Source organism: Nitrospina sp. P1_D6 (assembly GCF_052156615.1).
GTDB lineage: Bacteria > Nitrospinota > Nitrospinia > Nitrospinales > Nitrospinaceae > Nitrospina.
Window position 1 is genome coordinate 528717 of the sequence record NZ_JBQKUN010000002.1, and the last position, 24108, is coordinate 552824.

Genomic DNA, 24108 nt, shown 5'->3' on the forward strand with positions numbered 1-24108 from the left:
TCGGGAGAGACCTGTCGTGCTGAAACGGTTCATCGATTTCGCCATCCGCCAGAGGGTGTTCGTCATACTGGCTACGTTCTTCCTCGCGGTGCTGGGTGTGTACAACTTCCAGAAACTGCCCATCGACGCGATGCCCGACATCACCAACATCCAGGTGCAGATCAACACCGAAGCCCCCGGCTACTCCCCCATCGAAGTTGAACAGCGCGTCACGTATTACGTCGAAACCGCCATGTTCGGCCTGCCGCAATTGAAGGAGACGTGGTCCATCTCGCGCTACGGGCTGTCGCAGGTGACGGTCATTTTCGAGGACGGCACGGACATCTATTTCGCGCGCCAGCTGGTGAACGCACGCCTGCGCGAACTGGGCACCACCCTGCCCGACGGGCTGGAGCCGATCATGGGACCCATCGCCACGGGCCTGGGCGAAATCTACATGTGGGCGCTCAGCTGGAAGGAGGGCCACGACCACGGCAAAACCAAAAGCAACGTCGAACAGATGGCCGAACTGCGCACGGTTCAGGAGTGGACGATCCGGCCGCAGTTGATGACCATTCCCGGTGTGGTGGAAGTGAACAGCATCGGCGGCTACAAAAAGCAGTACCACGTGACACCCGACCCGAAACGCCTCACTGCCTACAACCTGACCTTCAATGACATCGTTGACGCCCTGCGCCGGAATAACGACAACGTCGGCGCAGGGTACATTGAACAAAGCGGCGAGCAGTATTTGGTGCGTACGCCCGGACAGGTGAAAAACATCAAGGACATTGGAAACATCGTGGTCGGTGCGCACCGCGGGGTGCCCATTTACATCAGGGACGTGGCGGACGTGTTGATCGGCAAGGAGCTGCGCACCGGCGCCGCGACGCGCAACGGCAAGGAGGTGGTTCTGGGCACCGTGTTCATGCTGAAAGGCGACAACAGCCGCCGCGTCTCCCGCGCCGTCGATGACAAGATGCAGGAAATCGCCCGCACGCTTCCCGAAGGGGTGCAGGTGACCACCACCTACGACCGCACCAAGCTGGTCAACAAAACCCTGACCACCGTGCGCAACAACCTCACTGAAGGCGCCCTGCTGGTGGTCGTGGTCCTGTTTTTACTGCTTGGCAATTTCCGCGCCGCGTTCATCACCGCCCTGGTCATTCCCCTGTCCATGCTCTTTGCGGTGACCGGCATGGTGACGCATGGCGTGAGCGGCAACCTGCTCAGCCTGGGAGCGCTCGATTTCGGCATCATCGTCGACGGCACCGTCATCATCATGGAAAACTGCATTCGCCGCCTGGCCGAGCGGCAAAGGGAAGCCGGACGCCAATTGTCTGAAGTCGAACGGCTCGATGTGGCCAGCACCGCCGCGGCGGAGGTGTCGCGTCCCAGCATCTTCGGCGTCATCATCATCATGATCGTTTACATTCCGATCCTCACGCTCACCGGCGTCGAAGGCAAGATGTTCATTCCCATGGCGTTCACCGTGCTGGCGGCATTGACCGGCGCGCTGATCCTGTCGCTCACCTTCATCCCGGCAATGGTGGCACAGTTCATCAGCGGCCGCGTGCCCGAAAAGAAAACGCGGTTCTTCCAGTGGGCGCAACGGATGTACCGCCCCGTGCTCACTGCGTCGTTGAAGGCGCCGGTCGCGGTGCTGACGCTGGCGGGAGTCCTCTTCGTGTTGACCCTTTTGCTCGCCACGCAACTGGGGCGCGAGTTCGTGCCGACGCTGAACGAGGAAGACCACGCCATCCATGCCCTGCGCATTCCCGGAACCAGCCTGTCGCAGGCGGTCAGCATGCAGCACAACCTGGAAAACAAACTCCACCAGTTCCCGGAAGTGGATTACGTGTTTTCCAAAATCGGGACCCCCGACATCGCCACCGATCCCATGCCCCCCAGCGTCGCCGACGTGTTTGTCATCATGAAACCGCGACGCGAGTGGCCGGACCCGAAGCTCACCCGCGCCGCCATCATCAAAAAATTCGAGTCGGTGCTCAAACCGCTTCCCGGAAACAAGTACGAGTTCACGCAACCCATCCAGATGCGGTTCAACGAACTGATTTCCGGCGTGCGCAGCGATGTGGCGGTGAAGGTCCACGGTGACGACCTGGAAGTCCTGCTGGCCAAAGCCGAAGAGATCGCCCACGCACTGGAAACCATTCCCGGCGCCGCGGACGTGCGCGTCGAACAGGTGACGGGCCTGCCCATCCTCACCGTGAAACTGAAACGCGATGAGATGGCACGGCTGGGGTTCAACGTATCGGAAATCCAGTCCATCGTGCAGACGGCGGTCGGGGGCAGGAAGGCAGGCGTAGTGTATGAAGGCGACAACCGGTACGACCTCGTCGTGCGCCTGCCGGAAGACATCCGCGAAAAAATTCCGCACCTGCGCCGCATTCCCCTGCCGTTTCCGAAACAACTGGACGACAGGCACGCCCACGCGGTTGGCACCCAGCGCCCGCAGGTGAAATCCCTGCCCACCTTCATTCCACTGGAAGCGGTGGCGGACCTGGAAGTGGTGCAGGGTCCCAACCAGATCAGTCGCGAGAACGGCAAGCGCCGCGTGTTTGTGAGCGCCAATGTGCGCGGACGCGACCTGGGAACCTTTGTGGAGGAAGCGCAGTCGTTGATCCGCGAACGCGTGACCGTTCCCTCCGGTTACTGGCTGACGTGGGGCGGGCAATTCGAGCATCTGATTTCCGCAACGCAACGGTTGTACCTGGTGGTGCCGGTTGCGCTCCTGCTGATTTTCCTGCTACTGATGGCGGCGTTCGGTTCGTCCAGACAGGCACTGCTGGTGTTTTCCGGGGTGCCCCTGGCGTTGACGGGCGGTGTGTTCGCCATCTGGGCGCGCGGCATTCCGCTTTCCATCTCCGCTGCCGTTGGATTTATCGCGCTCTCCGGGGTGGCGGTGTTGAACGGCGTGGTGCTGGTATCCTATATCAATTCACTGCGCCAGGACGGAATGCCTCTGGACCGGGCTGTGTATGAAGGATGCCTGACGCGCCTGCGTCCGGTACTGATGACGGCGCTGGTGGCGTCCCTGGGATTCGTGCCGATGGCGACCGCCACCGGCACCGGCGCGGAAGTGCAGCAGCCATTGGCGACGGTGGTCATCGGCGGCATCGTCTCCTCCACCCTGCTCACGCTGGTGGTTTTGCCCGTGCTCTACCGGATGTTCATGAAGGAACCCCTGCCCGCCGTAGAAAGCAAGCAACCGGCCTCCGCACCTGCGGAGTGAAAACGATGAACCACAGATGAACACCGATACATGGAGTGATCGGTCCCTCATTGTAAAGGAGGGCTTTCCATAACTGTTTTTAATGGGTGAACACATAGATTCTTCGTCGCCTGCGGCTCCTCAGAATGACATGCTGATGCCTGAATTGTCATTCCGAGCGTCAGCGAAGAATCTATGTTTTGGTTTTACCCCACTTATGCAAAGGTCTCCTTGCAATGAAGGGTAGGGGGATTCTTCCGCTGAATTCCTGAACGCAGTGAAGCATCTCGATGCCTAAGACGAAGTTTTGCTACTTCGAGGTGGGTTGTTCGGCGTATTCGAACATGGCCTCGACGCAACGCAGTGCGCCCTGCCGGACTTCCGGGGTGAGGGTGATGATCTGGTGCGGTTGGGGATCCTCCAGCACACCCAGCACGTCGCTGAGCGAGTTGGCTTTCATGTAGCGGCACATGGTGCAGGAGCCAACGAATTTTTTCTGCGGGAACTCGGACTGCAGAACGCCCGTCAGGCCGCACTCGGTGAGCAGGAAAAACGTATCCGCGTCCGAGCCGCGCACGTGGTCGAGCATGTTGGTGGTGCTGCCGACGAAATCCGCCTTTTGCACCACTTCCGGCGCGCATTCCGGATGCACCAGCACATCGACGCCGGGGTTGGCCTTGCGGACGAAGTCCACCGCCTCCGGCTGGTACTCCTCGTGCACGTAGCAAGTGCCGTCCCAGTAATCGATGGTCTTGTCGATGCCGTTTCGGCGGCAGTGCTCGATGACGTTCTGCGCCATCAGCTTGTCCGGCAGAAAATAGATCCGGTTGTTGTCGATGGCTTCCACAATGCGGTACACGTTCGACGAAGTCACGCACACATCGCACAGCGCCTTCACCTCCGCGGTGGTGTTGATGTAGCAGACGAAGGTGTGATCCGGATACTGCTTGCGCAGTTTACGCACGTCTGCGGGCATGATGCCGTCGGCCAGCGAACAGCCGCCGTTGGGATTCGGGTCGAGCACCGTTTTTTCCGGGTTCAGGATCTTCGCCGTCTCCACCATGAAGCGCACCGCCGCGAACACGATGACATCCGCATCCGACGCTTTGGCTTTCTTGGACAGGCCGTAAGAGTCGCCCGAATAATCCGCCACGCCGTAAAGCACTTCCGGCTCCACGTAGTTGTGGGCGAGGATGATGGCGTTCTTTTCCCTTTTGAGTTCGCGGATGCGCTCGATGGTGGGCCAGATGCGCTCGCAGTGTTCGCGCGTGAACTCGCAGATCGGGTTGCCGACGCGGATGGGTTTCAGTTTTTCGTAAAATTCGTCGAGGGTGATCATGATCTCAACCCGGAGGCCATTTCATGGGCCGTCCGGCCAGTAGATGAAAATGGACGTGGAAGACCGATTGCCCGGCGCCGGAACCACAGTTGAGCACCAGCCGGAAACCGCCTTTCTCCAGGCTCATCTCGGTTGCGATGGAATTGGCAACGGAGAAGATGGAACCGATCATCGGTTCGTCCTCGGAATCCATGTCCATGATGGTACTCATGTGTTTTTTGGGGCAGATGAGGATGTGCGTCGGCGCCTGCGGATTGATGTCCCTGAACGCGAAAACGTTGTCGTCCTCATAAACCTTGTCACCGGGGATATCCCCTTTCAAAACCTTACAGAACAGGCAATCGTTCACACCATCTCCATTAAAGAAATGTTGGCTATAAATCCATCTTATAACGTGGGACGAGACAAAGCAACCGCCTCCCGGAAGGGAGACGGCCGTCAAAATGGCAGTAAGCAGGAAAAGGCCGCCGAGCCGGCGGCGACGAGGATCAACGGAAAAAGCTGTCGCGGTCGAATGGCTGTTGCAGGTCCATGCGTTCCAGGTAAGCTTTGATGTCTTTTTTGTAGGACACGAACGGGTCCAGCATCAGAAACGGTTCTTCCTTGTTGAGACGGAAGCCGATCCAGTCAATGAGGTAGCCGGTCTGGCTTTCCACCAGGCGCTTGACCAGCTCGCCGCGTCCGTCCGCCCGCGTGCCGCGCGGCGGATTGTGCTTGGCGTGCTCGACGGCGGCATCGGTGGTTTTGCGGTTGGCGTCGCCGGTTTCTTCCAGTCCCCAGTACAGCCCGACGTTGCGGTTGAGGTTGTGGTATTCAAGGTCGAGGCTCTTCACCCAGGGGTCTTTCCAGCCCACGTTTTCCGCTTCCATGAACTCGTTGAGGAGCCAGTACTTGGCTGCCCAGTCCACGCGCCCGATCAAATGCTCCGGCCCTTTCGGCAGGTCGGTGAGCACGGACTCCCACGCCTCGATCACCCAGTCGGCGTCGGCGTTGGCCCCGGCGAGGTATTCCTTCGCCGTCTTCAACATTTCCCACTGCAACTCGAGCGCGGTGCTCTGGTTGCCGTCGCGCATTTGAATGCTCCACTTGAAATCCTGGTCGCGCGAGATCGACCGCATGGCGGCGACGGAATCCGCGAGGATCCAGTCCGGGTTGGCGACGCCCAGCTCGATCAATTCCATCATGAGCGACGTCGTGCCCATCTTGAGCGCGGTGGCGAACTCGCTCATGTTCGAATCGCCGACCAGCAGGTGAATGCGGCGGTACTTGCTGGGATCGGACAGCGGTTCGTCGCGCGTGTTGACGATGGCGCGGTTGTACTGCACCCAGCGGTAGAATTCGTTGGGAATGTGGTCGGCGCGTTGCGACAGCTGGAAATTGACTTCCTCCGTGTCCTTTTTCGCCTGGTGGATGTCGTCCCAGTCGCGGAACGGTTGCGGATTGCAGGCTCCGGTGCGCCCGGCCCCGGCATAGATCTGGCGCGTCACCAGGAACGACGCGAGCAGGCGCAGGTTTTCGCGGTTGTCGAACTGGAACGCGCGGCTGACCAGGTAGTTCTCGTGACAGCCGAAGGTGGCGTTGGTTTCCAGATCGACGTTGTTCTTGATGAACGCCACCTGGTCGCCCCAGCCCAGGTCTTCCAGCGCCTCCTGCACCACCATGTCGCCTGCGCGGTCGAAGGTGACCAGGTCGGTGAGGTTGGAACACTCCGGCGAAGCGTATTCGAGGTGACCCATGTCGAGGTACACACGGCCGCCATTAACAAGAAAGCCGCCGTTGCCCGGCGGCTCGTCGTTGGCGCGGTAGTGAAGGTCCAGAACGCCCTGCTTTTTATCGAAGATGTGGTTCTTGACCCGGACCGCCACATCAATCGGGCCGTACTTGAAGTCCTCCTCTTTGATGAGGAGGCCGTATTCCGTTTCAATGCCGTAGATTCGCCGTTTCATAAGTCACACGCAGGTTTTTTTGAGCGTTTCCAATTCACCGGAAGTGACCCACCGGAACAAGGACTTCTTCCGGGTTGTGGTCAACACCGCCGCTTCCAATGTCCAATTCTCGAAGACCTCGGCCAGCGTCAAGACTGATTCCTTTTCCGCGCCGGATTCTTCGTCGGTCCCCTGCTTTTTGCTCTCCTCCCAAAGACGGCTGACTTCCACCAGTGCCTGTTCCAAGGGTAGCGAAGCGAAATCACGTTTTCCAATTTCTTTTTCGATGAACTCCGATTCCTTGTCGTCCCCCGCGATCACCGTGCCTTTTTTGAACATCTCCCAGTGCCCGTCGTAATTGAGGCGGAAGAACAGGGGCTTGTCCTCGAAGTTCATCTCCATCAGCAACAGTTTCACCAGGTACGGCGCCCGCATGACTTCTTCAAAGTTCTGCTTGAGCGACGGGGCCACGCCGAACTGCAGCAGGCGGGCGATGGTGACGTCTTTCTCCGAACGGTTGAAACCCTCCAGGTGCGCCATGTCGAGCAGCGTCATGCGCAGGCGTTCCACATCCGCCGGGTGCCCCAGGCTGCCCAGCGCGATGCGATCGTACACTTCAAATATTTTTCCGGGCTGGAGGGTGAAGCTCAGCATCAATGCGCCTTCCTGAAACGGAACCGCGATGACCGGCTGCCCCTTGCGCAGTTTTTCCTGGACGTAGCTGTGCCGGGTGGAGATCGCCTCCATCCAGCGAAACGGTTCTTCGAACATTCAGGCGTTCCTCTTCATCGATTCCTGGAACAGGATTTCCATTTCGTTGTCTTCGAGGAAGTGGTAACCCTCCCCGGTGATGCTGGCCACAACCGGATAGATCTTGTCGTCGGGCCGGCCCTGCCCTGTGGCGGAATCGAACTGGCCCGCGGTCTGCAACAGGCGTACGGCGAGCATCGATGCTTCCTTGAAGTCGCGCTCGGCGAGCGGACGCGCGCCCCACAGGTCTTCGTGTTCCAGGACGCCGCGGATGACCGGCGAGCCGGAACCCGTGGCGGTGTGCGTGCGGATCTCGAAGTTCGCGCCCAGGAGATCGTAAAAATAAATGTAGGGTTTCTTTTCCTTGAGGTCGTAGGAGGCGAAGATCGGACTCACCGCGCCCACACCCTGGATGGCCATGCCCATGTTGTCCTTGAGCAGTTTGGACAAGGCGCGGATTTTGCCTTCGGTGCTGAGCGACTGCAATTGCGAACGGCGGTAGTACTCGAAGTTGTGGGAAAGGATGCGGGCCATCTCGAAAGCCGTGGCGGGAACGCCCGCGATGGCCATGAGGGAATAGTCGTCGATGGGGATGACCTTGTCGCAACGGTCATACATGATGGCGTTGCCGGCGGTGGCGCGCCGGTCTCCCGCGACCACCACCCCGTCTCTGTAATGAAACGCCAGCACCGTGGTGCCGTGCACCAACTGCGACGCGTCCACCGGGTTTCCCTTCTCCGGTGCGGAGGCCCACTGGTACCCCGACCGTTTGAGAAGTTCGTAGAAATCCCCCGGCCCCTGGGAATGAAGAATAGAATCGCTCATTGACCGGTTCGCTGTTTGTATTTCTCCGACTGCTTCGGGTCCACTTTTTTCATGCGCTTCAGCAGGCTGTCACGCCCGGGACGGGACACGTCCGGCCGGGACGGACCGCTTTCTTCCTTGGGATCGGGAGAAGACTCTTTTTTTTCTTCCCTGCGCAGGGGATCGGTCATTTCCATGCGAACAACTCCTTATTGGTTTCCAGGGCCTGTTCGACATCCTCCTGGTGGATGATGTCCGTCAGGTCCAGATAGTCACCGTTCTTGAACTCAATACCCGTCCAGTGAATGGAACGGATATTGTCCTGCTCCTGATCGACCATGAGGCCGCGGATGCGAGCCCGCGTGCCCGCCGGTGCATTGTGCATCGCCCTGGCCACGTCCTCTTCCGGAACGAAGGGAGCGAGCTCACCGGTTTCCAGGAGGCCGTAGTACAGGCCGCGCTCCGGATCCAGATTATGATACTCCAGATCGAGGCTCTGCATCACCGGGTCGTCCCACGAAAGCCCTTCGGTTTCGATGAACTGGTTGAACAGGCTTTCCTTGATGGCCCAGTCGATGCGGTCGCTCAGCTTGTGGGAGCCTTCTTTCAAATCGTTCAGCGTGCGCTCCCATTCCTGAACGATCCATTGCTCTTCTTTCTCGTCACCGAGGCGGCCCGGATTCTTTTTCGCCTGCTCCAGATACCAGCCCTGGATGTCGAGCGGGGTGACGGTGCGTCCGTTTTCCCGTTTCAACAGCACCGTGCCGGTGCGGTCGCGGGAAGTGCGCTGCACATCGGTTACCGGCTCGGCCAGTTCCGGCGGCATCTCCAGTTTTTCATCGGCAATGAGCGCCAGCACCAGCCGCGTCGTGCCCACCTTGAGCGCCGTCGCATACGGCGACATGTTGGCATCCCCAAGAATCAAATGCAACCGCCGGTACCGGTCGGTGTCCGCGTGCGGTTCGTCGCGCGTGTTGACGATGGGGCGTTGCGTCATCGTCTCGATGCTGAGCAGGCACTCGATGAAATCCGAGCGCTGTCCCAGCTGCAAACCGGTGAACGGCTCGACTTTTTTGCCGTCGGTGCCGACCTTGCCCGAGCCCGCGTACAACTGGCGCGTGACCAGAAACGGCACCAATCCCCGCACCCAGACATCGAAGTCCAGCCGGCGCGGGATGAGGTAATTGTCATGCGTGCCGTAACTGTGACCGCTGTAATCGGTGTTGTTCTTGAACACCTGCACGTGCGGACCGCCCAGTTCTTCGTTCCGGCGGCGCACGCATTCGAGCAGGATGCGGTCGCCCGCCTGATCGTGCGTGACCAGGTCGAACACGCTTTTGCACTCCGGCGTGCTGTATTCCGGATGCGTGTGGTCGTTGTAAAACCGCGCGCCGTTGACCAGCACCCGGTCGCACTTCATTTCCCAGTAGCTGTAGGGCCGCTTGCGGTCCTCCGCACAGAATTCGTCTTCCTCTTCATCCTGCGCCAGGTGGTTCACCGTGAACCCGCGCATGTCGAGGTGCGTGCGCTCCCGGCTGTAAGCCCAGCCGCGAAACACGCTTTTCAGCGGACACTGCTGGAGAAGCGCCATCGACTCTTCAACGGGATCGGAATCCTCCAGGTCTTCGCGGATGATTCCGTATTCGGTTTCCAGTCCCAGCAGGGGAACGGCAACACTCATATAATGGACCGGCTCATGGTTTGGTGCGCGGCCTGATCCGAATCGCGCGGACGACGCACCCGCACGACGTTTTTCGGATCGAAATCGAGAAGCTGGAGCCAGTCTTCCATATTGGAATCCGCAGGCAGTACGTTGTTCTCAACGAACTCGTGTTCCAGCGACTTCAACAGGTCGTCCACTTTGATCATCAGGGGTTCCCCGGCAATCGCACGCTCGATGGCGCGTTCCTTGGCACGGAGCACGATGCTTTCCAGGATCGCGCCGGAGATGAAATCCTTCCAGTACAGTTTCTTGAATTCGCCGTTGCGCAGGGTGAGGAGCAGGGCTTCCTGTTCCGCCTTGGTGCCGAACAGGGTGTCGAGAAACGGCTCGATCAGCGCGTTCATCGAATCGCCCTCGATGGGCAGGTCCTTTTTGAGGTACACCTTCAGGATGTCCTCGCAGTCACCGCGGTCTGGACGCGATACCTTGATCTTGCGGTCGATGCGCCCCGGCCGCAGGATGGCGGGATCGATCAGGTCCGGCCGGTTCGTCGCCAGGATCACCACCATGTCGCGCACCGACTGGATGCCGTCCATCTCGGCGCAGAACATGGGCACCAGCGTGTTTGAGATGTTGTTGACGCGGAGCGCCTGACGCGTGCCGAGTACCGATTCGGCCTCGTCGATGAAGATGAAGGGCAGTTGTCCCTTTTCGCGGTAGTCACGCGCCTTCTTGAAAATCTCGCGCACCTTGCGTTCCGACTCACCCAGCCACATGTTGAGGATCTCCGGACCTTTCACATGAATGAAGCGTCCTTCCAGATCCTTCAGGTCGTGGCTTTGTTCCTTGAGCTTGTTCACGATGTCGGAGAGGATGGCCTTGCCGATGAGCGTCTTGCCGCAACCGGGGGGACCGTAGAACAGGAACCCCTTGGGCATGCGGTATTCCATCTTGTCCAGAATTTCCTGGTGCAGGATGGGGTACTCGATGACCTTGCGCACTTCCTTGATGACGTTTTCCTGCCCGCCGACCTGCTCCCAGGTGACGGTGACGAATTCGTCTTCCACCACCAGCTTCTGTTCGCGCTTGGGCAGGGCTTTCAGGATGACGCGTTGCGTGGGATCGAGGATGATCTCGTCGCCTTCGCGGAAGTTTTCCTCTTTCAGTTCATCGCAAACCTGGACCATGAATTCGGTATTGCCGGTGCCGCCGTTGACCATCCAGTGGCCGTCCTTGAGGCGGGTGACGACGCGGGCGATGGGGCCCTGCTGGGGCCGGGGCAGTTTGATGATGGCGACAAATCCTTCGTTCACCGCCACCTGGTCGCCCACCAGCAACGGACCGTTCTCCAGGATCTCCGGCGAGACCGCCGCCTGGTATTCCGTGCCACCGACGTTCAGGCGCACGAGGTCGTCGTTGCCCGGACCGAGCACCGTGCCGATGCGGTGCGCGGGCGACTTGAGCTGGCGGATGGTCTCCTCCAGCGTCTTGATCTTGAGATTGTATTGCTGGGCGGACTGCTGGGCCGCCAGGAGCGCATCGCGCAGATCGAAGATCTTCTGCTGGAGCTCCGGCTGGTCCTCGGTCTCTTCCAGAATCCGGTCAATCAATTCAATGATGTGAGTCGGGTCGCCCATTTCACAAATCCTTATTTCCACGAATGATACTTCAATTGTATGATTAAAAAATCAGATAGACAAGCCCATTTACCCGCACCCCCAAATGACTCAACTTACGGAAATATAAAAGGTCAAGGTTTTTCTTGCCGACCCGGAACTTTGCCTGTTTCCACTTCCGAACGGGCCGGTTTGCGATTGGTGCGCCGCTTCCGGTTGTGTATAATTAGACCTTTAAAATCAACCCATTGTTTTGAATTTAAGGAAGCCCTCCCGCGTCGGACGCCGCCGGAATAAGGGTCTCTGCCTCCGCACGGTTGTACCGCATGAATCACCCGACCATTGAAAAGTGCATCGTCAGCTTTTCGCACAACGCCTACGAGTCGCGCAAGCTGGCCGACAAGGAAGCCATCGAAAAAGCGCGCCGCGAGATCGCGCAGGGCAAGAAAGGCATCAGCCACCTGATCCTGCGCGCCCGCGACGACGAGATCGACCGCCTCAAGTTCCTGTTCCCCATCTACGGCATCCCGCTCATGTGCTACGCGCTGGGCAACCTGATGGTCTCCGGCCTGAAAGAGATCGTGGTGGTCGGCTCGAAAGAGGTGAAGACGGTGCTCGATGCGTTTCTGGAAGTGATCGGACCGTGCGGCAAGAACGTCCAGTTCGTGCACGAGGACCCGGACAACCTGGTGCTGATCCACACGCTGGTGCTCGGACGCAACGCGCTGGCGCTCGCGCCGAACGAACTGGTGCTGTTCCAGCCCGGCGACCTGCCGTTCCTGTTCGACCTCGACCGCGTGCTCAGGGACAAGGACCTCAAAACGCACAACCTGATATTGTGGCTCAACTCGCGGCAGCAGATGTTTCCGCGTTTCAAGGAAGACCCGGCCAGCGAGTTCGTGCAGCGCAACTACCATTACCGCGTCATCGATGAAAAGGCGGGACGCCTGCACGACGTGAAGGAACCGAACGTGTACCCGATCAACCTCGCGGCGATTGAAGAGGACATCATCGAGCTTCTGCACGAGACGCGCAAGGACGGCAAGATCCTGAACGCCGGCGTTCACAAGGTGCTCACCTCCCCCGCGCGCATGTTGCGGCTGCTCCCGGTGCTGGCGTCGCACTTCCGTCACTTCGACTCGGACCTGCGCACCTACCGCATGAATGACGAACACAAGTTCGGCATGCACCTCAAGAATTTCAACAAGGGCGCCTCGATCTTCCTCGACACGCCGTTCGTCGCCAAGTTTCACGACGACCCGGCGTACGTCTCCGACGTCGATGCGCTGGAGGACTGGGAGGATTTCGAATCGCTCGTCCGTTTCGCGGTGCAGGAGGAAGGCGAGGAAAACGGGCTGGCGTCGATCCATCCCTTCGGTCGCGAGCTGATGAAGTTCAAACGGGAAGCGATGCCGGCATTGAAAGAACGCATTGCCATGTACGCCGATTTCCCGGCGTACCTGAACGGCCTCTACCGGGCTTTGGAAATGCCGCACGTGCCGTTTCACGACGGGGACCGCTACGACACGCCCAATCTGCACACGCCGCTCGTGCCCAACGCGTACCGCTGGTACAAGGAAAAAGCCGCCACCTTCAACCCGGTGGGGAAATAAGGGCCGGCGGGCTTTGGTGTTGCTATAAAACACTGAATATTTTAAAGTTATAGAGCCACTGCGCACCGCAAGTCCGTCCTCCCGGGGACCCGGCCCGGAATTTTTTTATACAGGAGTTTGCAGCGCGGGAACTCATTTTCCCCTTCATGGCAGGGGGAGCTTACAATAGGGACCTATGCGATTTCCCATCAAACCGCCACCGAAGATCAAGCAGTACGTGGTGCTGTCGCTCGGACTTCACCTGGCGGCGTTCACCGCGTACCAGATGATTCCGCCCGGTCCGCCGGAAGCGCCGGAGCATCCGCCGGTCAAGGTGAAATACGTTCCGAAAGAACCGGAAGAGAAAAAAGAAAAACCGCCGCAGGTGGTGGACCCGGTCCAGCCGCAGGAAAAGGAACCGCCTAAGACTTCTGAACTCATCTCCAACGCCAACAGCCAGTCCAAGTCGCACATCGAAAAAAGAAACAAGCATCTTTACGCCAGCAAGAAATCGCTCATTCCCAAACCCAAGCCGGAAACCATGCCTCGGCCGGAGAAGAAGATGGAGTTGAGCAAGGAGTTCCTGATCCCGCCGCCGAAAACGCCGCGCGAAACGTTTAAGGAAGCGAAAACCGGTTTTGACAAACCCGAACCGGAAAAGACACAGGAAAAGAAAGTGACGAAGAAATATTCGGAGAGCACCCTGGCGCTGCTGGACGGATTCGATCCGGAGAAGTACGCCGCCATCGACGCCGACTCCATGAAATCGGAGGATCCGGACGACGAGGACGAGGTGATCTCGCTCAACACCAAGGAAGCCAAGTACGCGTCGTATTTCCAGCGCATCAAGCAGCAGATCGAACGGGTGTGGACGTATCCGGAAGAAGCGGCGCGGCACGGCATCAACGGCCGCCTGTCCCTGCGCTTCCGCATCTCCCGCGACGGACGCCTGCTGGAAGTCCTGCTGGTGGACGCATCGGGCTCGAACCTGCTGGACGAAGCGGCGGTGAACGCGGTGAAAAACGCCGCGCCGTATTACCCCTTCCCGGTCACCATCGACCGCAACAACCTGTCGATCCTCGCCACCTTCATCTACAGCCCCGCCTACAGCACCTACTACCAGGACAAGTACGGGCGGTAAGCCATTCCATCCCCCCTACCCCTTTCCTTTTGCATCAGGACATTCTGGATTGAAGAATCCAGAAAATCAAAACAGGGATTCTTCGCTACGCTCAGAATGACAATTTAAATATAAGCATGTCGTTCTGAGGAAACGCGGGCGAAGGAGAATCTCTGTTTTTATATTAAATCTAAAACAAAAGAAATTTCCTGAGCGGGTCCCCACAGGGGGCGGTCACACCAGTTCGAGCTGTTTGAGCTTCAGGGTTTCGGAGTAACGCAGGGTGTCTTCGCCGGCACTGCTCAGCTTGTTGCCGATGACGTTGAGGAAGGTGAGGCTCTTGAGGGTGGTGGACTCGGCCAGGTAGCGCGCGCCTTCGTCGCCGATCACGTTCAATCCCAGCACCAGCACACGCAGGTTGGAAAACGTGGTGGACTCGGCGATGGCCCTGGCGCCGGGCGGACGGATCCAGTTGTCCTGCTCGAGGTACAGTTCTTCCAACGCGGTGAGGTACTGCGACTGCGCCAGGGCAACGACGCCCTCGTCGGCGATGTTGTTGTTATTGAGCCGCAGTTCCTTGAGTTGGGTCACGTTCGGGCTTTCCGCCAGCGCCACGGCGCCTTCCGCGTTCAACTGGTTCTCGCCCAGGTCGATCGCTTCCAGGTTCTTCACGTTGGCGGAGGCGACCAGCGCTTCGGTCCCCTCGGCGCGGATGTCGTTGTTGTTGAGGTTGAGCCTGCGGATGTTCTTGAAGTGCCGGGACTGGCCGAGGGTGATGGCGCTGTCCGCCGTCAGTCCGGCGCAGCGCAACTCCAGTTCCTCGATGTTCTCGAACAACTCCGATTCCGCCAGCGCGTACACACCGTCGTCCCCGACGGGATTGTTGCTCAGGATCAGCCGCTTGAGGTTGGGAAACACGTTGGCGCGCGCGAAGTACTCCACACCGCGGTCGGTGAGGTTGTTGTCCGAAAGGTCGAGCGTCTCCAGCCCCGCCAACTGCCCGCACTTCGACAACTGCTCCGCACCGTCGTCGCCGAGGCCGATGTCGGCCAGCTTCAGGCAACGCAGTCTGCGCCCGAGGTCGGAGTTGGTGAGCGCCTTGATTCCGAGCGGGGTGATACGGTTGTAGGAGAGGTCGAGCGTCTCCAGGTTCGCCAGCGTCTTGCTCAACGACAGGGCTTTTGCGCCCACCGGGCCGATCTCGTTGCTGGCGAGATTCAGCGTCTTCAGGTTTTCGAACAGGGAGATGCGCGACAGGAAGAACAGGCCGTCGTCATCGACGTTGTTGTTACCGAGTTCGAGGGTTTCGAGACGGCCGAGGTGCGGCGAGGTGCACAGCTGCTGGATGCCCGCGGTCTTGAGTCCCGTTTCGGACAGGTTGAGGTACACCACCCGCGCCAGCGGCTGCAGCTCCGCCAGCATTTGGAAATCACTCTCGCTCATCACCTGCCGGGTGAGGTCGAGGCGCGCCGGGTCTTTTTCCAGGCGGTGCTGGATGACCTGCAGGAGGTCTTCCTTCTCCGTGTACTTCTCGAAGAACCGCAGGAACTCGAGACTGTCGTCGATGTCTTTCGCTTCCGCCATGATGCCGTCTGCAAAAAATGAAAAGGATCGCGGTGAAGGGATTATACCCCAGGCAACGGGGAGAAAGAAACCGGCTTGCAGGTTGGAGTGTCACCCACCGGTTGGCTCTAAATGACAACCTGAAACGGGAACTAATTGTTCAAATGGACGGAGACGACCTTGCTGGCGCCGCGTTCTTCCATGGTGACGCCGTACAGGGTGTCGGCGAAGCTCATGGTCTTCTGATTGTGGGTGATCATGATGAACTGCGTCTTGTCGGACATCTCGCTCAGCATGTCTTGAAAGCGCGTCACGTTCGCTTCGTCCAGCGGCGCGTCCACCTCGTCGAGCAGGCAGAACGGGCTGGGCCGCACCTGCAAAATGGCGAACAGCAGGGAAATGGCGGTCATCGCCTTCTCGCCGCCGGAGAGCAGCTGGATGTTCTGCATGGTCTTGCCGGGAGGGCTGGCCTTGATGTCGATGCCCGACTCCAGGGGATCGCTGGGGTCGAGCATGATGAGTTCCGCGCGGCCGCCGGAGAACAGGCGCTCGAAGTTCGCCTTGAAGTGTTCGTTCACCAGCTCGAAGGTGTCGGCGAACAACTGCCGCGTGGTCTTGTCGATCTTCTCGATCGTCTGGTGCAGGCTGAGGATGGAATCGGCGAGGTCCTCCTCCTGCTTCTGCAGGAACAGGTAGCGCTCGTTGGCTTTCTGGAAATCGGACAGCGCGGCGAGGTTCACTTCGCCCATCTTGGCGACCTTGTCCTTCAGTCCCGCCAGTTGTTCGGACGCGGCGTCTTCATCGATTTCCTTTTCCTCGCGTCCTTTCATCTCATCGACCGACACGTGGAAATCCTCCCACACCTTTTCTTCAATGTGGGCGATCTGGATGCGCGTCTCGGAGCGTTTCAACTCGATCTGAGAAATCTCCTCGGTGATCTCCTGTATCTGTTTCACCAGTTCGCGCGCCTGCTTTTCGTGCCCGTCGAGGGTCTCTTCCTTTTCGTTCAGCGTTTCTTCCTCGGAGACGATCACCTGGCTGAGCTCGCCCTTCTCGCGCACCTGCTCCATGATGGCCTGCTCGTATCCTTTGATCGCTTCCTCGCACTCGGCGATTTTCTGCGTGTTGCTGCGGCTGTCTTCCTGCCGCCGCGCGATGCGTTCGGCCAGGTTCGCGGTCTGCTGCTCGAGGCGTTTGACTTCCAATGACAGGTTTTCCGCCTTGCCTTTGAGTGAGGTGATCTCGACGTCGAGCTGGTTCGCTTCCCGGCTCTTGCGGTCGAGTTCCTCCCGTTGCAGCGCCAGTTCGCGGCTCTGCGATTCGCGCATCGTCTCGGCCGCCTGCTGGTCGGCTTCCGCCGTCGTCACCGTCTCCTGCAACGCCTCCTGCTCGCGGGCGAGTTCCTGAAATTGCTGTTGCCCGCTGGTGCGTTCGTACTCGATGGTCGATCGCTTCTGCGACAGGCGGTCGGCTTCCTTTTTCATCTGCTCGAGTTCGTTGTAGCGGTGGGTGCGTTCGATGTCCGCCGCGTGCACGGCTTTGCTTCCCGCCTGCACCTGCTCCTGCAATGCAGCGAGATCCGTTTCCATGCGCACCGCCTCGCCCTGCAGGGCATCCATCTCCTGCTTGAGATCGTCCACGGTGGCCGTCAACTCCTCCATCTCGCGGTTGCGCGACAACAGCCCCGCGTCGTTGTCATCCTGCGCGCCGCCGGTGACGAGGCCTTCGTCGTCGATCACCTCGCCCTTGAGCGTCACCACGCTTCCCTGGAACTCGCTGTGGCCGTGCAACTGAATCGCCGTTTCCAGGTCGCGCACCAGCACCACGTGCCCCAGAAGGTGGTTGAGGATGGGGCGGTACTCCTCGCGCGTTTGAATGAGGTCGGACAGTCTGCCGATGACGCCCTGGTTGCCGTTCATGAACAGCGGCGGACGCACCGCGGATTTGGGCCGCAATGGAATGAAGCTGCCGCGCCCGGACTTGTTCTGGTCGAGGTAGCGGATGGCTTCCACCGAATCGGTGTAGGAATCGACGATCATGCTCTGCAGTTTCTCGCCCATGACGGCTTCGACCGCCGCCTCGAACTCCGCCGGGGCTTTCACCACGTCCACCAGCACATCGCGCAGGCCGTGTACGTGCTCGCCGGCGCCGTTGGCCATGAGGGCGCGGACGCCGTCGCCGAATCCCTCGAACTTGCGGCGTAACTCCTGCATCGACTGCAACAGCGAGTTCTGCGCGAGGTAGCGCTCGCGCGCAGCATGGGCGGCTTCTTCCTGCTGGTCGAGGCGCTGCTTCAATTCCGCGGCGCGCTGGGTGAGTTGTTCCTGTTCGCGTTGCATGCGCTCGAATACTTCGGCCTTCTCGCGATAACTCGCATCGGCTTCGGTGAGTGCGGTCTGGAGCGCGGTGATCTGTGCGGTCACTTCGTTCAGTTCGGTCTCCAGCCGTTGATCGCGGTCGGCCAGTCCCTGCTTGCGTGTCTCCAGCGCGGTCAGTTCGTTTTTCTTGCGCGAGATGTGGTGCACGCGTTCCATGATCTGGCGGTCGAGCTGTTTCACCTGGCCGTCGAGCTCGTTCAGGCGGTTGCGGGTCTGTTCGTACTGCTGTTGCAGGGCCTGCCGCGATTGTTCTTTTTCCGCGAGGACGGCCGTCAGCCGGTCGCCTTCGGCTCTTTGTTCTTCGCACTGCGTCTGGTTCCCGGCGATCTCGGCATTCATGGATTCCACTTCGCCCACCGCGGCCTCGATGTCCTGCCGGGCGCGTTGCATTTCGCCCTGCTTGAGTTCGATGTTGTGCTCGTTCTTGCCGATGGCGGTGTTGAGGCTGTGGACCGTTTCTTTCTTGTGGTTGAGTGCGGTGGCGAGCTCGTCGATTTCGAACTTGAGCGTCTCAATGTCCGTCTCCAGGGTGGAAGCCTGTGCGCTCCATTCGGCTTTCTGCCCGGTGCGCGTCTTGTGACGCTGGTCGATTTCTTCCAAGTCGCGCTCGGCGCGGCGGATGCGGCGGCTGAACAGGTCGAGGCTCAATTCCTTGATCTCCGCCTGGTACTGCTTGTAGCGTTCGGCTTTCGCCGCCTGCCGTTTCAGCGATTCCACCTGCCTGGACAACTCCTGCACGATGTCGGAGATGCGGTCGAGGTTCTGCCCGGCGGCGTCGAGCTTCCTCAGCGCTTCGTTCTTGCGCGCCTTGAACTTGAGGACGCCTGCGGCCTCCTCGATCCACATCCGGCGGTCGTCGGGTTTGGAAGTGACGATGTCCTGGATGTTGCCCTGCTCGATGACGGTGAGCACCTTGGGGCTGATGCCGATGTCGAGGAACAGGTCGGTGATGTCTTTCAGGCGGCAGGGCACCTGGTTGATGTAAAATTCACTTTCGCCGGAGCGGTGGTAACAGCGCGTCACCTTGATCTCTTCCGACAGGTTGGGGATGTTGGCGATGCGCAGGCCCGGCGGCACGTCCGACAGGGTCATGGAGACCTCGGCACGGTTCACGGGTTTGCGGCTGTCACTGCCGTTGAAAATGAGGTCGGCGATGCGGGTGCCGCGCAGGTGCTTGGAGCTCTGCTCGCCGATGACCCAGCGGATGGCGTCGGACACGTTGCTCTTACCACAGCCGTTGGGGCCCACCACGGCGGTGAAACCGCGGGTGAAATCCAGATGCGTGGGGTCGGCGAAGGATTTGAATCCGGAAAGTTCGAGCTGCTTGAGGATCATAAGCGGAATAAACCCTTAAAAAATAATGGTGTTAAGGTGCCTCGACGTGTCAGGCCACATTATACCACGCCCCTGTGGAAGTAAAGCAAAATATACTATCCTTGGTGGCAAGAATGACCTAAAGCCCCCATATATTGTGGTTTACGATGAGGTGGGGGCGACCCGTGCGGGGTGTTCCCGGCTGCCGGGTTTGCCCTTCCGATAATTCCCGGTCATGCTATAAATGGCACGGCACAGAGCCACTGTTTCATCCATCACAAAAGGAGTCCAGCGGACATGAAGTTTTACGGTTACAACAAATGCGGCACGTGCAAAAAAGCGGAGAAGTTCCTCGACGGCAAGGGCGTCGCCTACCAGTCGATCGACATCACCGAAACCCCGCCGCCGAAAAAAGTGCTCAAACAGGCCATCGCCCGTTACGGCCTGAAAAAACTGTTCAACACCAGCGGCGTGCAGTACAAGGAACTCAACATGAAAGACCGGCTGAAATCCATGACCGAGGCCGAGGCGGTGGACCTTCTGGCCACCAACGGACGGCTGGTGAAACGTCCGGTGGCGGTGGACGGCGACACGGTGACCGTCGGCTTCAACGAGGACGAATACAAACAGACCTGGGCGAAGAAATGAAAGGGCCGGACCCGGCCGGGAGTGTGGGATGAACTGGGATGGATGGATCGAGCGTCTGCAGACGGATTACCCGGTACAGCCGGGGCGGGTGGAGACGGGCGCCGGGCAGGCGGCGGTGCTGGTGATCCTGTACCGGCAGGAGTCCACACCCCACGTCGTTTTGATGAAACGCTCCGAGGCCCTGCGCAGTCATCCGGGCGAGATCGCGTTTCCCGGCGGGCTGTTCGAGGAAGGCGACGGCGACCTGCTCACCACCGCCCTGCGCGAAACCGGCGAGGAACTGGACCTCGCCGTGTCGCCGGAGGATGTGTTCGCACGCCTGCCGGGAGTGCGGACCCTGACAGGCATCGACGTCACCCCCTTCGTCGCCCTGCACGACCCGCCACCCCTGTGCACCCCCAACCCGGAGGAAGTGGAAATCGTTCTGCAACCGCCGCTGCTGCCGCTGTGGCAGAGCTTCCGCAAGGAGGCGGTGGAACACCCGCCTTCCGATTTCGCCTACTGGTTTGGACCCCACCGCATCTGGGGCGCCACGGCGCGCATCCTGCGGCACCTGAGCGAAGTGGCGCAAAAGTAATGAAACGCCTCACCCATCTCGTTTCATTGGAAATGCCATCCTTCACTTTGTTCAGGATGACCCACCGAAAAGGAAAAAGCCCCCCAACCCCCTTCGGAGAAGGGGGAGTTCATCGATTCGCGCCCATGGACCCCCGTTCGCCCTCCACGCATCCGCCCGTTGCCCCGGACGCAGTCCGCGCCCACGGACCCCCGTTCGCCCTGCAACGCATCAGCCCGTTGCCCCGGACGCAGTCCGCGCCTGGGGTGGCTTTACAAAACGCCTGCCTGAACATACTTTTAATATTGAGACCCCAATACAAGAACCCGCCTTGGACCCTCATTGCACTTGGAGGTGCAAAATGCCATACAAACATTGTAAAAAAGGATTGCTCCTCACCCTTCTGGCGATCCTGCTGGTCGGGGTTGCCGTCCCCGTCATTCATGCAGCGGACGACGCAGCGACGCTCTACCGGCAGGGCGTCGAGCTGGCCAAAAAAGGAAAATACGAACAGGCCCTGCCGAAGCTCGAATCCGCCACCTCGCAGGACCCCGCAAATGCCGAATACCAGAACTACCTCGGGCTGGTGTACACCAACCTGGGTCGTTACCATGACGCTTTCCGCGCCTCCACCCGCGCCCTGCAACTGAAACCGGGCCACACCGAGGCGCTGGAGAACCTGGTCGCCGCCTGCGAAACCCTTGAAGACTGGCGCGGCATGATCGAGCCGCTGGAGACGCTTTCCCGCGCCCAGCCGCAAAAAGCCATTTATCACGCCAAACTGGGCCGGGCGTATTTTCAGCTGGGCAACGACGCCAAAGCCATCAACGCCCTCACCCAGGCGGTGACGTGGAACCCGCACGACGAAGCTTCCATGTACAAGCTGGGCGAGATCCACCTGCGGCAGGGTCACTATGAAAAGGCCGTCGATTACCTCGAGCGCGCGGTTTCCGGGTTTCCCTTTCCGTACCAAAGGTATTACAATCTGGGGCTGGCTTACGCGCACCTGAAGCAATTCGATAAAGCGCTTCAAAACTTCAACAAGTGCGTGGAGGAGCAACCGGGTTTCGCCCCGGCGTACTACAACATGGGAGCGGTGTACCAGAACACCGGGCGCCACCAGGAAGCCATCGAGATGTACAATCAGGCGCTGGAGAAAAACCCCGCCCTGGCCGAGGCACGGAACAACCTGAACGCTCTCAATAAAACCTGAACCCGGAAAAGACCGCATTGGCCGCTGACCCCACTCCGCAGGACCGCCTGATCTTTGCGCTGGACGTACCCGATCTTCCCACCGCCGTCCGTTACATCCAGACGCTGGGCGATTCCGTGGGGTGCTTCAAGGTCGGGCTGGAGCTGTTCACCCGCGCCGGGCCGGAGGCCATCCGCGCCGTCCACGACCACAGCGGCGCGGAGGTGTTCCTCGACCTCAAACTGCACGACATCCCGGCGACGGTCCAGCGCGCCGTCACCGCCGCCTGCGAGCACAGGGTGAAATTCCTCACCGTGCATTGCAGTGGCGGCGAACCCATGCTGGAAGCGGCGCTCAAGGCGGCGAAGCCCGGCCTGCAACTGCTCGGCGTCACCGTGCTCACCAGCATGACGTCGCACGACCTCGACCCGGCGCTGGGTTATTCGGACGGGATCACCGTGAACGAACTGGTGATGGACCGCATGCTGATGAGCCGCGACGTGGGACTGACCGGGTTTGTCTGTTCCGCCGAAGAGGTGAAGGACATCAAGAAACAGTCCGGCGGACCCATCCTGACCGTGGTGCCGGGCATCCGTCCGGCGGACAAGACGGTACTGCAGGACGACCAGGGCCGCGTGGCCACCCCCGCCCGGGCCATCGAACGGGGCGCGGATTACCTGGTGGTGGGCCGGCCCATCCGCGACGCGAAAGACCCGAAAGACGCGGCGCAACGCATCGTCAACGAAATCGCACACGCTTTGAAGGCATGACCTCATGAACACCTTTCTCGCTTTCGTGCACCTGCTGGGGCTGGTGGTGTGGCTCGGCAGTGTCATCTTCTTTTCCTTTTTCACCGCGCCGTCGATCTTCAAGGTGCTCGACCGCCAGCAGGCGGGCGACGTCATCGGCGCCATCTTTCCCAAGTACTACGGGGTCGGCTACACCTGCGCCGTGCTGACGGCGGGAACCGCCCTGGCCACGCCCGGCGGCGCCGGAGGCCTGCGCCTGCCGTTCATCGCCATCATGGCGGCGTGCACGTTTTACGCGGGCATGGTGATCAATCCGCAGGCGCGGCAGTTGAAACACCAGATGCGCGAGGCGGGCGGCGAGGACGAGGCGCTGCAGAACAGGTTCCGCTCGCTGCACGGCTGGTCGGTGCGGCTGAACGCGACGGTGCTCATGTTCGGCCTCGGCCTCCTGTGGATCACGGCAATGGGGTTGAGGCTTTAGCCGGATAGGGTGGGGAAGGATATATAATGGCTTCCATGCCCACATCGCCTCCACACCGGCCCTTCTACACGCGCACGAAGTTTTTCGTTTACCTGTTCTTTGCAGTCGTTGTCTATGCCTACGGCTGGCGGGTGACGGAGATCCATCCCTCCTCTCTGGTCAAGGACTTTCATCTCGTCAAACCGCTGGTCACAGCACTGCTGCAACCCGACCTCGTCACCTTCGAAACCGATCGCCAGACCACCGAAGCCGGGTTCTTCCTGCAGGAAGCGACGGTCAGTGAATCCGCCATCACCCCGCCCGGCACGGAAGACCCTGTTTTAAAAATCACGCGCACGCGCGGGCAGATCGGCGACACGCTGACGGCGCGGGGGTTTCATCTCGCGCCCGAACGCACGGGCAAGCTGTACTGGGTGAACGCCATCGAACAGGAGTACCCGCTGGGCGAGGTGACGACCGACGCCGGAGGCGGGTTTGAAAAACAGATCACCGTGCCGCCGACAGCGCGCGGCAACCCGCAATACGTGCGCGTGGTGCTGACGTGGGAAACGGGGGAGTGGCACCTGAGTGAGACGTTGAAACTCACCGCCGACAAAATCGTCGAGACGTTGTTTCTCGGGTTGATGGCGACGACCTTCGCCCTTCTGTTCGCCGCGCCGTTGAGTTTCCTCGGCGCACGCAACCTGATGACGCGCCGCGCAACGGGCACCACCGTTTACTACCTGGTGCGCACGGGGTTCAACGTGCTGCGCGCCATCGAACCGCTCATCATGGCGATCCTGTTTGCCGTGTGGGTGGGGATCGGTCCGTTTGCCGGGGTACTGGCTTTGGCCCTGCACTCGACCGCGGCGCTCGGCAAGCTGTTCTCCGAGCAGATCGAGAGCATCGACCCGGGTCCGGTGGAGGCCATCACCGCCACGGGAGCGCGGCCGTTGCAGGTGGTGCTGTACGGTGTCCTGCCGCAGGTCCTGCCGCAGTTCCTGGCGCTGGGGTTTTACCGCTGGGACATCAACGTGCGCATGTCGACGATCATCGGGTTTGTCGGGGGTGGGGGGATCGGGTTCCTGTTACAGCAGTGGATCAACCTGCTTCAGTACAACCAGGCAGGGACGGCGTTGCTGGCGATCGCGGTGGTGGTGATCGCCCTCGATATGGTGAGCGCGAAAGTGCGGGAGAGGATCACGCTGGCGTCGTGACCCCCTCCCTG

At 60.2% G+C, this 24108-nt stretch carries 19 protein-coding genes; 9 read left to right on the forward strand and 10 right to left on the reverse strand.

From position 1 onward, the window contains the following. Positions 1 to 16: 16 nt before the first annotated feature. Complete coding sequence (locus tag ACTRXA_RS06000; protein ID WP_442426300.1) at positions 17 to 3232, forward strand: efflux RND transporter permease subunit; 3216 nt, start codon at positions 17 to 19, stop codon at positions 3230 to 3232. 289 nt (positions 3233 to 3521) lie between these two features. On the opposite strand, the gene nadA is transcribed toward ACTRXA_RS06000, so the two are convergent. From nadA to ACTRXA_RS06040, 8 genes are all read right to left on the reverse strand, one after another. Continuing rightward, on the reverse strand, positions 3522 to 4550 hold the full coding sequence (nadA, locus tag ACTRXA_RS06005; protein ID WP_442426301.1) for a quinolinate synthase NadA: 1029 nt from the start codon (positions 4548 to 4550) through the stop codon (positions 3522 to 3524). Positions 4551 to 4554: 4 nt separating this feature from the next. Beyond that, the gene (locus ACTRXA_RS06010) at positions 4555 to 4899 is read right to left on the reverse strand and encodes a histidine triad nucleotide-binding protein (protein WP_442426302.1); all 345 of its coding nucleotides are present in this window, start codon (positions 4897 to 4899) and stop codon (positions 4555 to 4557) included. Positions 4900 to 5038: 139 nt separating this feature from the next. Beyond that, positions 5039 to 6496, reverse strand: coding sequence for a proteasome accessory factor PafA2 family protein (locus ACTRXA_RS06015; protein WP_442426303.1), 1458 nt, complete (start codon positions 6494 to 6496; stop codon positions 5039 to 5041). 3 nt (positions 6497 to 6499) lie between these two features. Further along, entirely contained in the window at positions 6500 to 7246 is a 747-nt protein-coding gene (locus ACTRXA_RS06020) for a proteasome subunit alpha (protein WP_442426304.1), read from the reverse strand. After that, positions 7247 to 8050 (reverse strand): proteasome subunit alpha, encoded by an 804-nt coding sequence (locus ACTRXA_RS06025; protein ID WP_442426305.1) that lies wholly within the window; start codon positions 8048 to 8050, stop codon positions 7247 to 7249. It lies immediately after the preceding gene. Then, positions 8047 to 8226, reverse strand: coding sequence for a ubiquitin-like protein UBact (locus ACTRXA_RS06030; protein WP_005006709.1), 180 nt, complete (start codon positions 8224 to 8226; stop codon positions 8047 to 8049). Before ACTRXA_RS06030 ends, ACTRXA_RS06025 begins: the two co-directional genes overlap by 4 nt. Then, positions 8217 to 9710 carry a proteasome accessory factor PafA2 family protein gene (locus ACTRXA_RS06035; protein WP_442426306.1) on the reverse strand — a complete coding sequence of 498 codons (1494 nt, stop codon included), beginning with the start codon at positions 9708 to 9710 and terminating at the stop codon, positions 8217 to 8219. The genes ACTRXA_RS06030 and ACTRXA_RS06035 overlap by 10 nt, the downstream gene beginning before the upstream one ends. Next, entirely contained in the window at positions 9707 to 11329 is a 1623-nt protein-coding gene (locus ACTRXA_RS06040) for an AAA family ATPase (RefSeq protein WP_442426307.1), read from the reverse strand. Before ACTRXA_RS06040 ends, ACTRXA_RS06035 begins: the two co-directional genes overlap by 4 nt. A 305-nt stretch (positions 11330 to 11634) precedes the next feature. Here ACTRXA_RS06040 and ACTRXA_RS06045 point away from each other — a divergent pair, with 305 nt between their 5' ends. Both ACTRXA_RS06045 and ACTRXA_RS06050 read left to right on the forward strand, forming a co-directional pair. Continuing rightward, complete coding sequence (locus ACTRXA_RS06045) at positions 11635 to 12921, forward strand: hypothetical protein (RefSeq protein WP_442426308.1); 1287 nt, start codon at positions 11635 to 11637, stop codon at positions 12919 to 12921. A gap of 175 nt (positions 12922 to 13096) precedes the next feature. After that, positions 13097 to 14041 carry a TonB family protein gene (locus tag ACTRXA_RS06050; protein ID WP_442426309.1) on the forward strand — a complete coding sequence of 315 codons (945 nt, stop codon included), beginning with the start codon at positions 13097 to 13099 and terminating at the stop codon, positions 14039 to 14041. Between the two features lie 213 nt (positions 14042 to 14254). Here the strand turns inward: ACTRXA_RS06050 and ACTRXA_RS06055 are convergent, their stop codons facing one another. Together ACTRXA_RS06055 and smc are read right to left on the reverse strand one after the other, a co-directional pair. After that, positions 14255 to 15604, reverse strand: a complete 1350-nt coding sequence (locus tag ACTRXA_RS06055; protein WP_442426310.1) for a hypothetical protein — start codon at positions 15602 to 15604, stop codon at positions 14255 to 14257. A 131-nt stretch (positions 15605 to 15735) separates the two neighbouring features. Then, positions 15736 to 19296, reverse strand: coding sequence for a chromosome segregation protein SMC (smc, locus tag ACTRXA_RS06060; protein ID WP_442426311.1), 3561 nt, complete (start codon positions 19294 to 19296; stop codon positions 15736 to 15738). Positions 19297 to 19572: 276 nt separating this feature from the next. On the opposite strand from smc, the gene ACTRXA_RS06065 reads away from it, so the two are divergent. The 6 genes from ACTRXA_RS06065 to phnE all read left to right on the forward strand — a co-directional run bounded on the left by ACTRXA_RS06065 (position 19573) and on the right by phnE (position 24097). Further along, on the forward strand, positions 19573 to 19923 hold the full coding sequence (locus ACTRXA_RS06065) for an arsenate reductase family protein (RefSeq protein ID WP_442426312.1): 351 nt from the start codon (positions 19573 to 19575) through the stop codon (positions 19921 to 19923). Positions 19924 to 19951: 28 nt separating this feature from the next. Next, the gene (locus ACTRXA_RS06070; RefSeq protein ID WP_442426313.1) at positions 19952 to 20500 is read left to right on the forward strand and encodes an NUDIX hydrolase; all 549 of its coding nucleotides are present in this window, start codon (positions 19952 to 19954) and stop codon (positions 20498 to 20500) included. Between the two features lie 340 nt (positions 20501 to 20840). Then, entirely contained in the window at positions 20841 to 21692 is an 852-nt protein-coding gene (locus ACTRXA_RS06075) for a tetratricopeptide repeat protein (protein ID WP_442426314.1), read from the forward strand. A gap of 17 nt (positions 21693 to 21709) precedes the next feature. Then, complete coding sequence (gene pyrF / locus ACTRXA_RS06080; protein WP_442426315.1) at positions 21710 to 22441, forward strand: orotidine-5'-phosphate decarboxylase; 732 nt, start codon at positions 21710 to 21712, stop codon at positions 22439 to 22441. A gap of 4 nt (positions 22442 to 22445) precedes the next feature. Then, positions 22446 to 22901, forward strand: a complete 456-nt coding sequence (locus tag ACTRXA_RS06085) for a DUF4149 domain-containing protein (RefSeq protein ID WP_442426316.1) — start codon at positions 22446 to 22448, stop codon at positions 22899 to 22901. Positions 22902 to 22927: 26 nt separating this feature from the next. Continuing rightward, positions 22928 to 24097 carry a phosphonate ABC transporter, permease protein PhnE gene (phnE, locus tag ACTRXA_RS06090; protein ID WP_442426317.1) on the forward strand — a complete coding sequence of 390 codons (1170 nt, stop codon included), beginning with the start codon at positions 22928 to 22930 and terminating at the stop codon, positions 24095 to 24097. Positions 24098 to 24108 lie beyond the last annotated feature (11 nt).

What these genes read in the sequence shown, in the direction of transcription:
- ACTRXA_RS06050 (WP_442426309.1), top strand. Translation starts at nt 13,097, where the DNA reads ATGCGATTTCCCATCAAACCGCCACCGAAGATCAAGCAGTACGTGGTG.
- ACTRXA_RS06055 (WP_442426310.1), bottom strand. Translation starts at nt 15,604, where the DNA reads ATGGCGGAAGCGAAAGACATCGACGACAGTCTCGAGTTCCTGCGGTTC.
- ACTRXA_RS06045 (WP_442426308.1), top strand. Translation starts at nt 11,635, where the DNA reads ATGAATCACCCGACCATTGAAAAGTGCATCGTCAGCTTTTCGCACAAC.
- nadA (WP_442426301.1), bottom strand. Translation starts at nt 4,550, where the DNA reads ATGATCACCCTCGACGAATTTTACGAAAAACTGAAACCCATCCGCGTC.
- ACTRXA_RS06040 (WP_442426307.1), bottom strand. Translation starts at nt 11,329, where the DNA reads ATGGGCGACCCGACTCACATCATTGAATTGATTGACCGGATTCTGGAA.
- phnE (WP_442426317.1), top strand. Translation starts at nt 22,928, where the DNA reads ATGGCTTCCATGCCCACATCGCCTCCACACCGGCCCTTCTACACGCGC.
- ACTRXA_RS06075 (WP_442426314.1), top strand. Translation starts at nt 20,841, where the DNA reads ATGCCATACAAACATTGTAAAAAAGGATTGCTCCTCACCCTTCTGGCG.
- smc (WP_442426311.1), bottom strand. Translation starts at nt 19,296, where the DNA reads ATGATCCTCAAGCAGCTCGAACTTTCCGGATTCAAATCCTTCGCCGAC.
- ACTRXA_RS06020 (WP_442426304.1), bottom strand. Translation starts at nt 7,246, where the DNA reads ATGTTCGAAGAACCGTTTCGCTGGATGGAGGCGATCTCCACCCGGCAC.
- ACTRXA_RS06030 (WP_005006709.1), bottom strand. Translation starts at nt 8,226, where the DNA reads ATGGAAATGACCGATCCCCTGCGCAGGGAAGAAAAAAAAGAGTCTTCT.
- ACTRXA_RS06025 (WP_442426305.1), bottom strand. Translation starts at nt 8,050, where the DNA reads ATGAGCGATTCTATTCTTCATTCCCAGGGGCCGGGGGATTTCTACGAA.
- ACTRXA_RS06065 (WP_442426312.1), top strand. Translation starts at nt 19,573, where the DNA reads ATGAAGTTTTACGGTTACAACAAATGCGGCACGTGCAAAAAAGCGGAG.
- ACTRXA_RS06015 (WP_442426303.1), bottom strand. Translation starts at nt 6,496, where the DNA reads ATGAAACGGCGAATCTACGGCATTGAAACGGAATACGGCCTCCTCATC.
- ACTRXA_RS06035 (WP_442426306.1), bottom strand. Translation starts at nt 9,710, where the DNA reads ATGAGTGTTGCCGTTCCCCTGCTGGGACTGGAAACCGAATACGGAATC.
- ACTRXA_RS06085 (WP_442426316.1), top strand. Translation starts at nt 22,446, where the DNA reads ATGAACACCTTTCTCGCTTTCGTGCACCTGCTGGGGCTGGTGGTGTGG.
- ACTRXA_RS06070 (WP_442426313.1), top strand. Translation starts at nt 19,952, where the DNA reads ATGAACTGGGATGGATGGATCGAGCGTCTGCAGACGGATTACCCGGTA.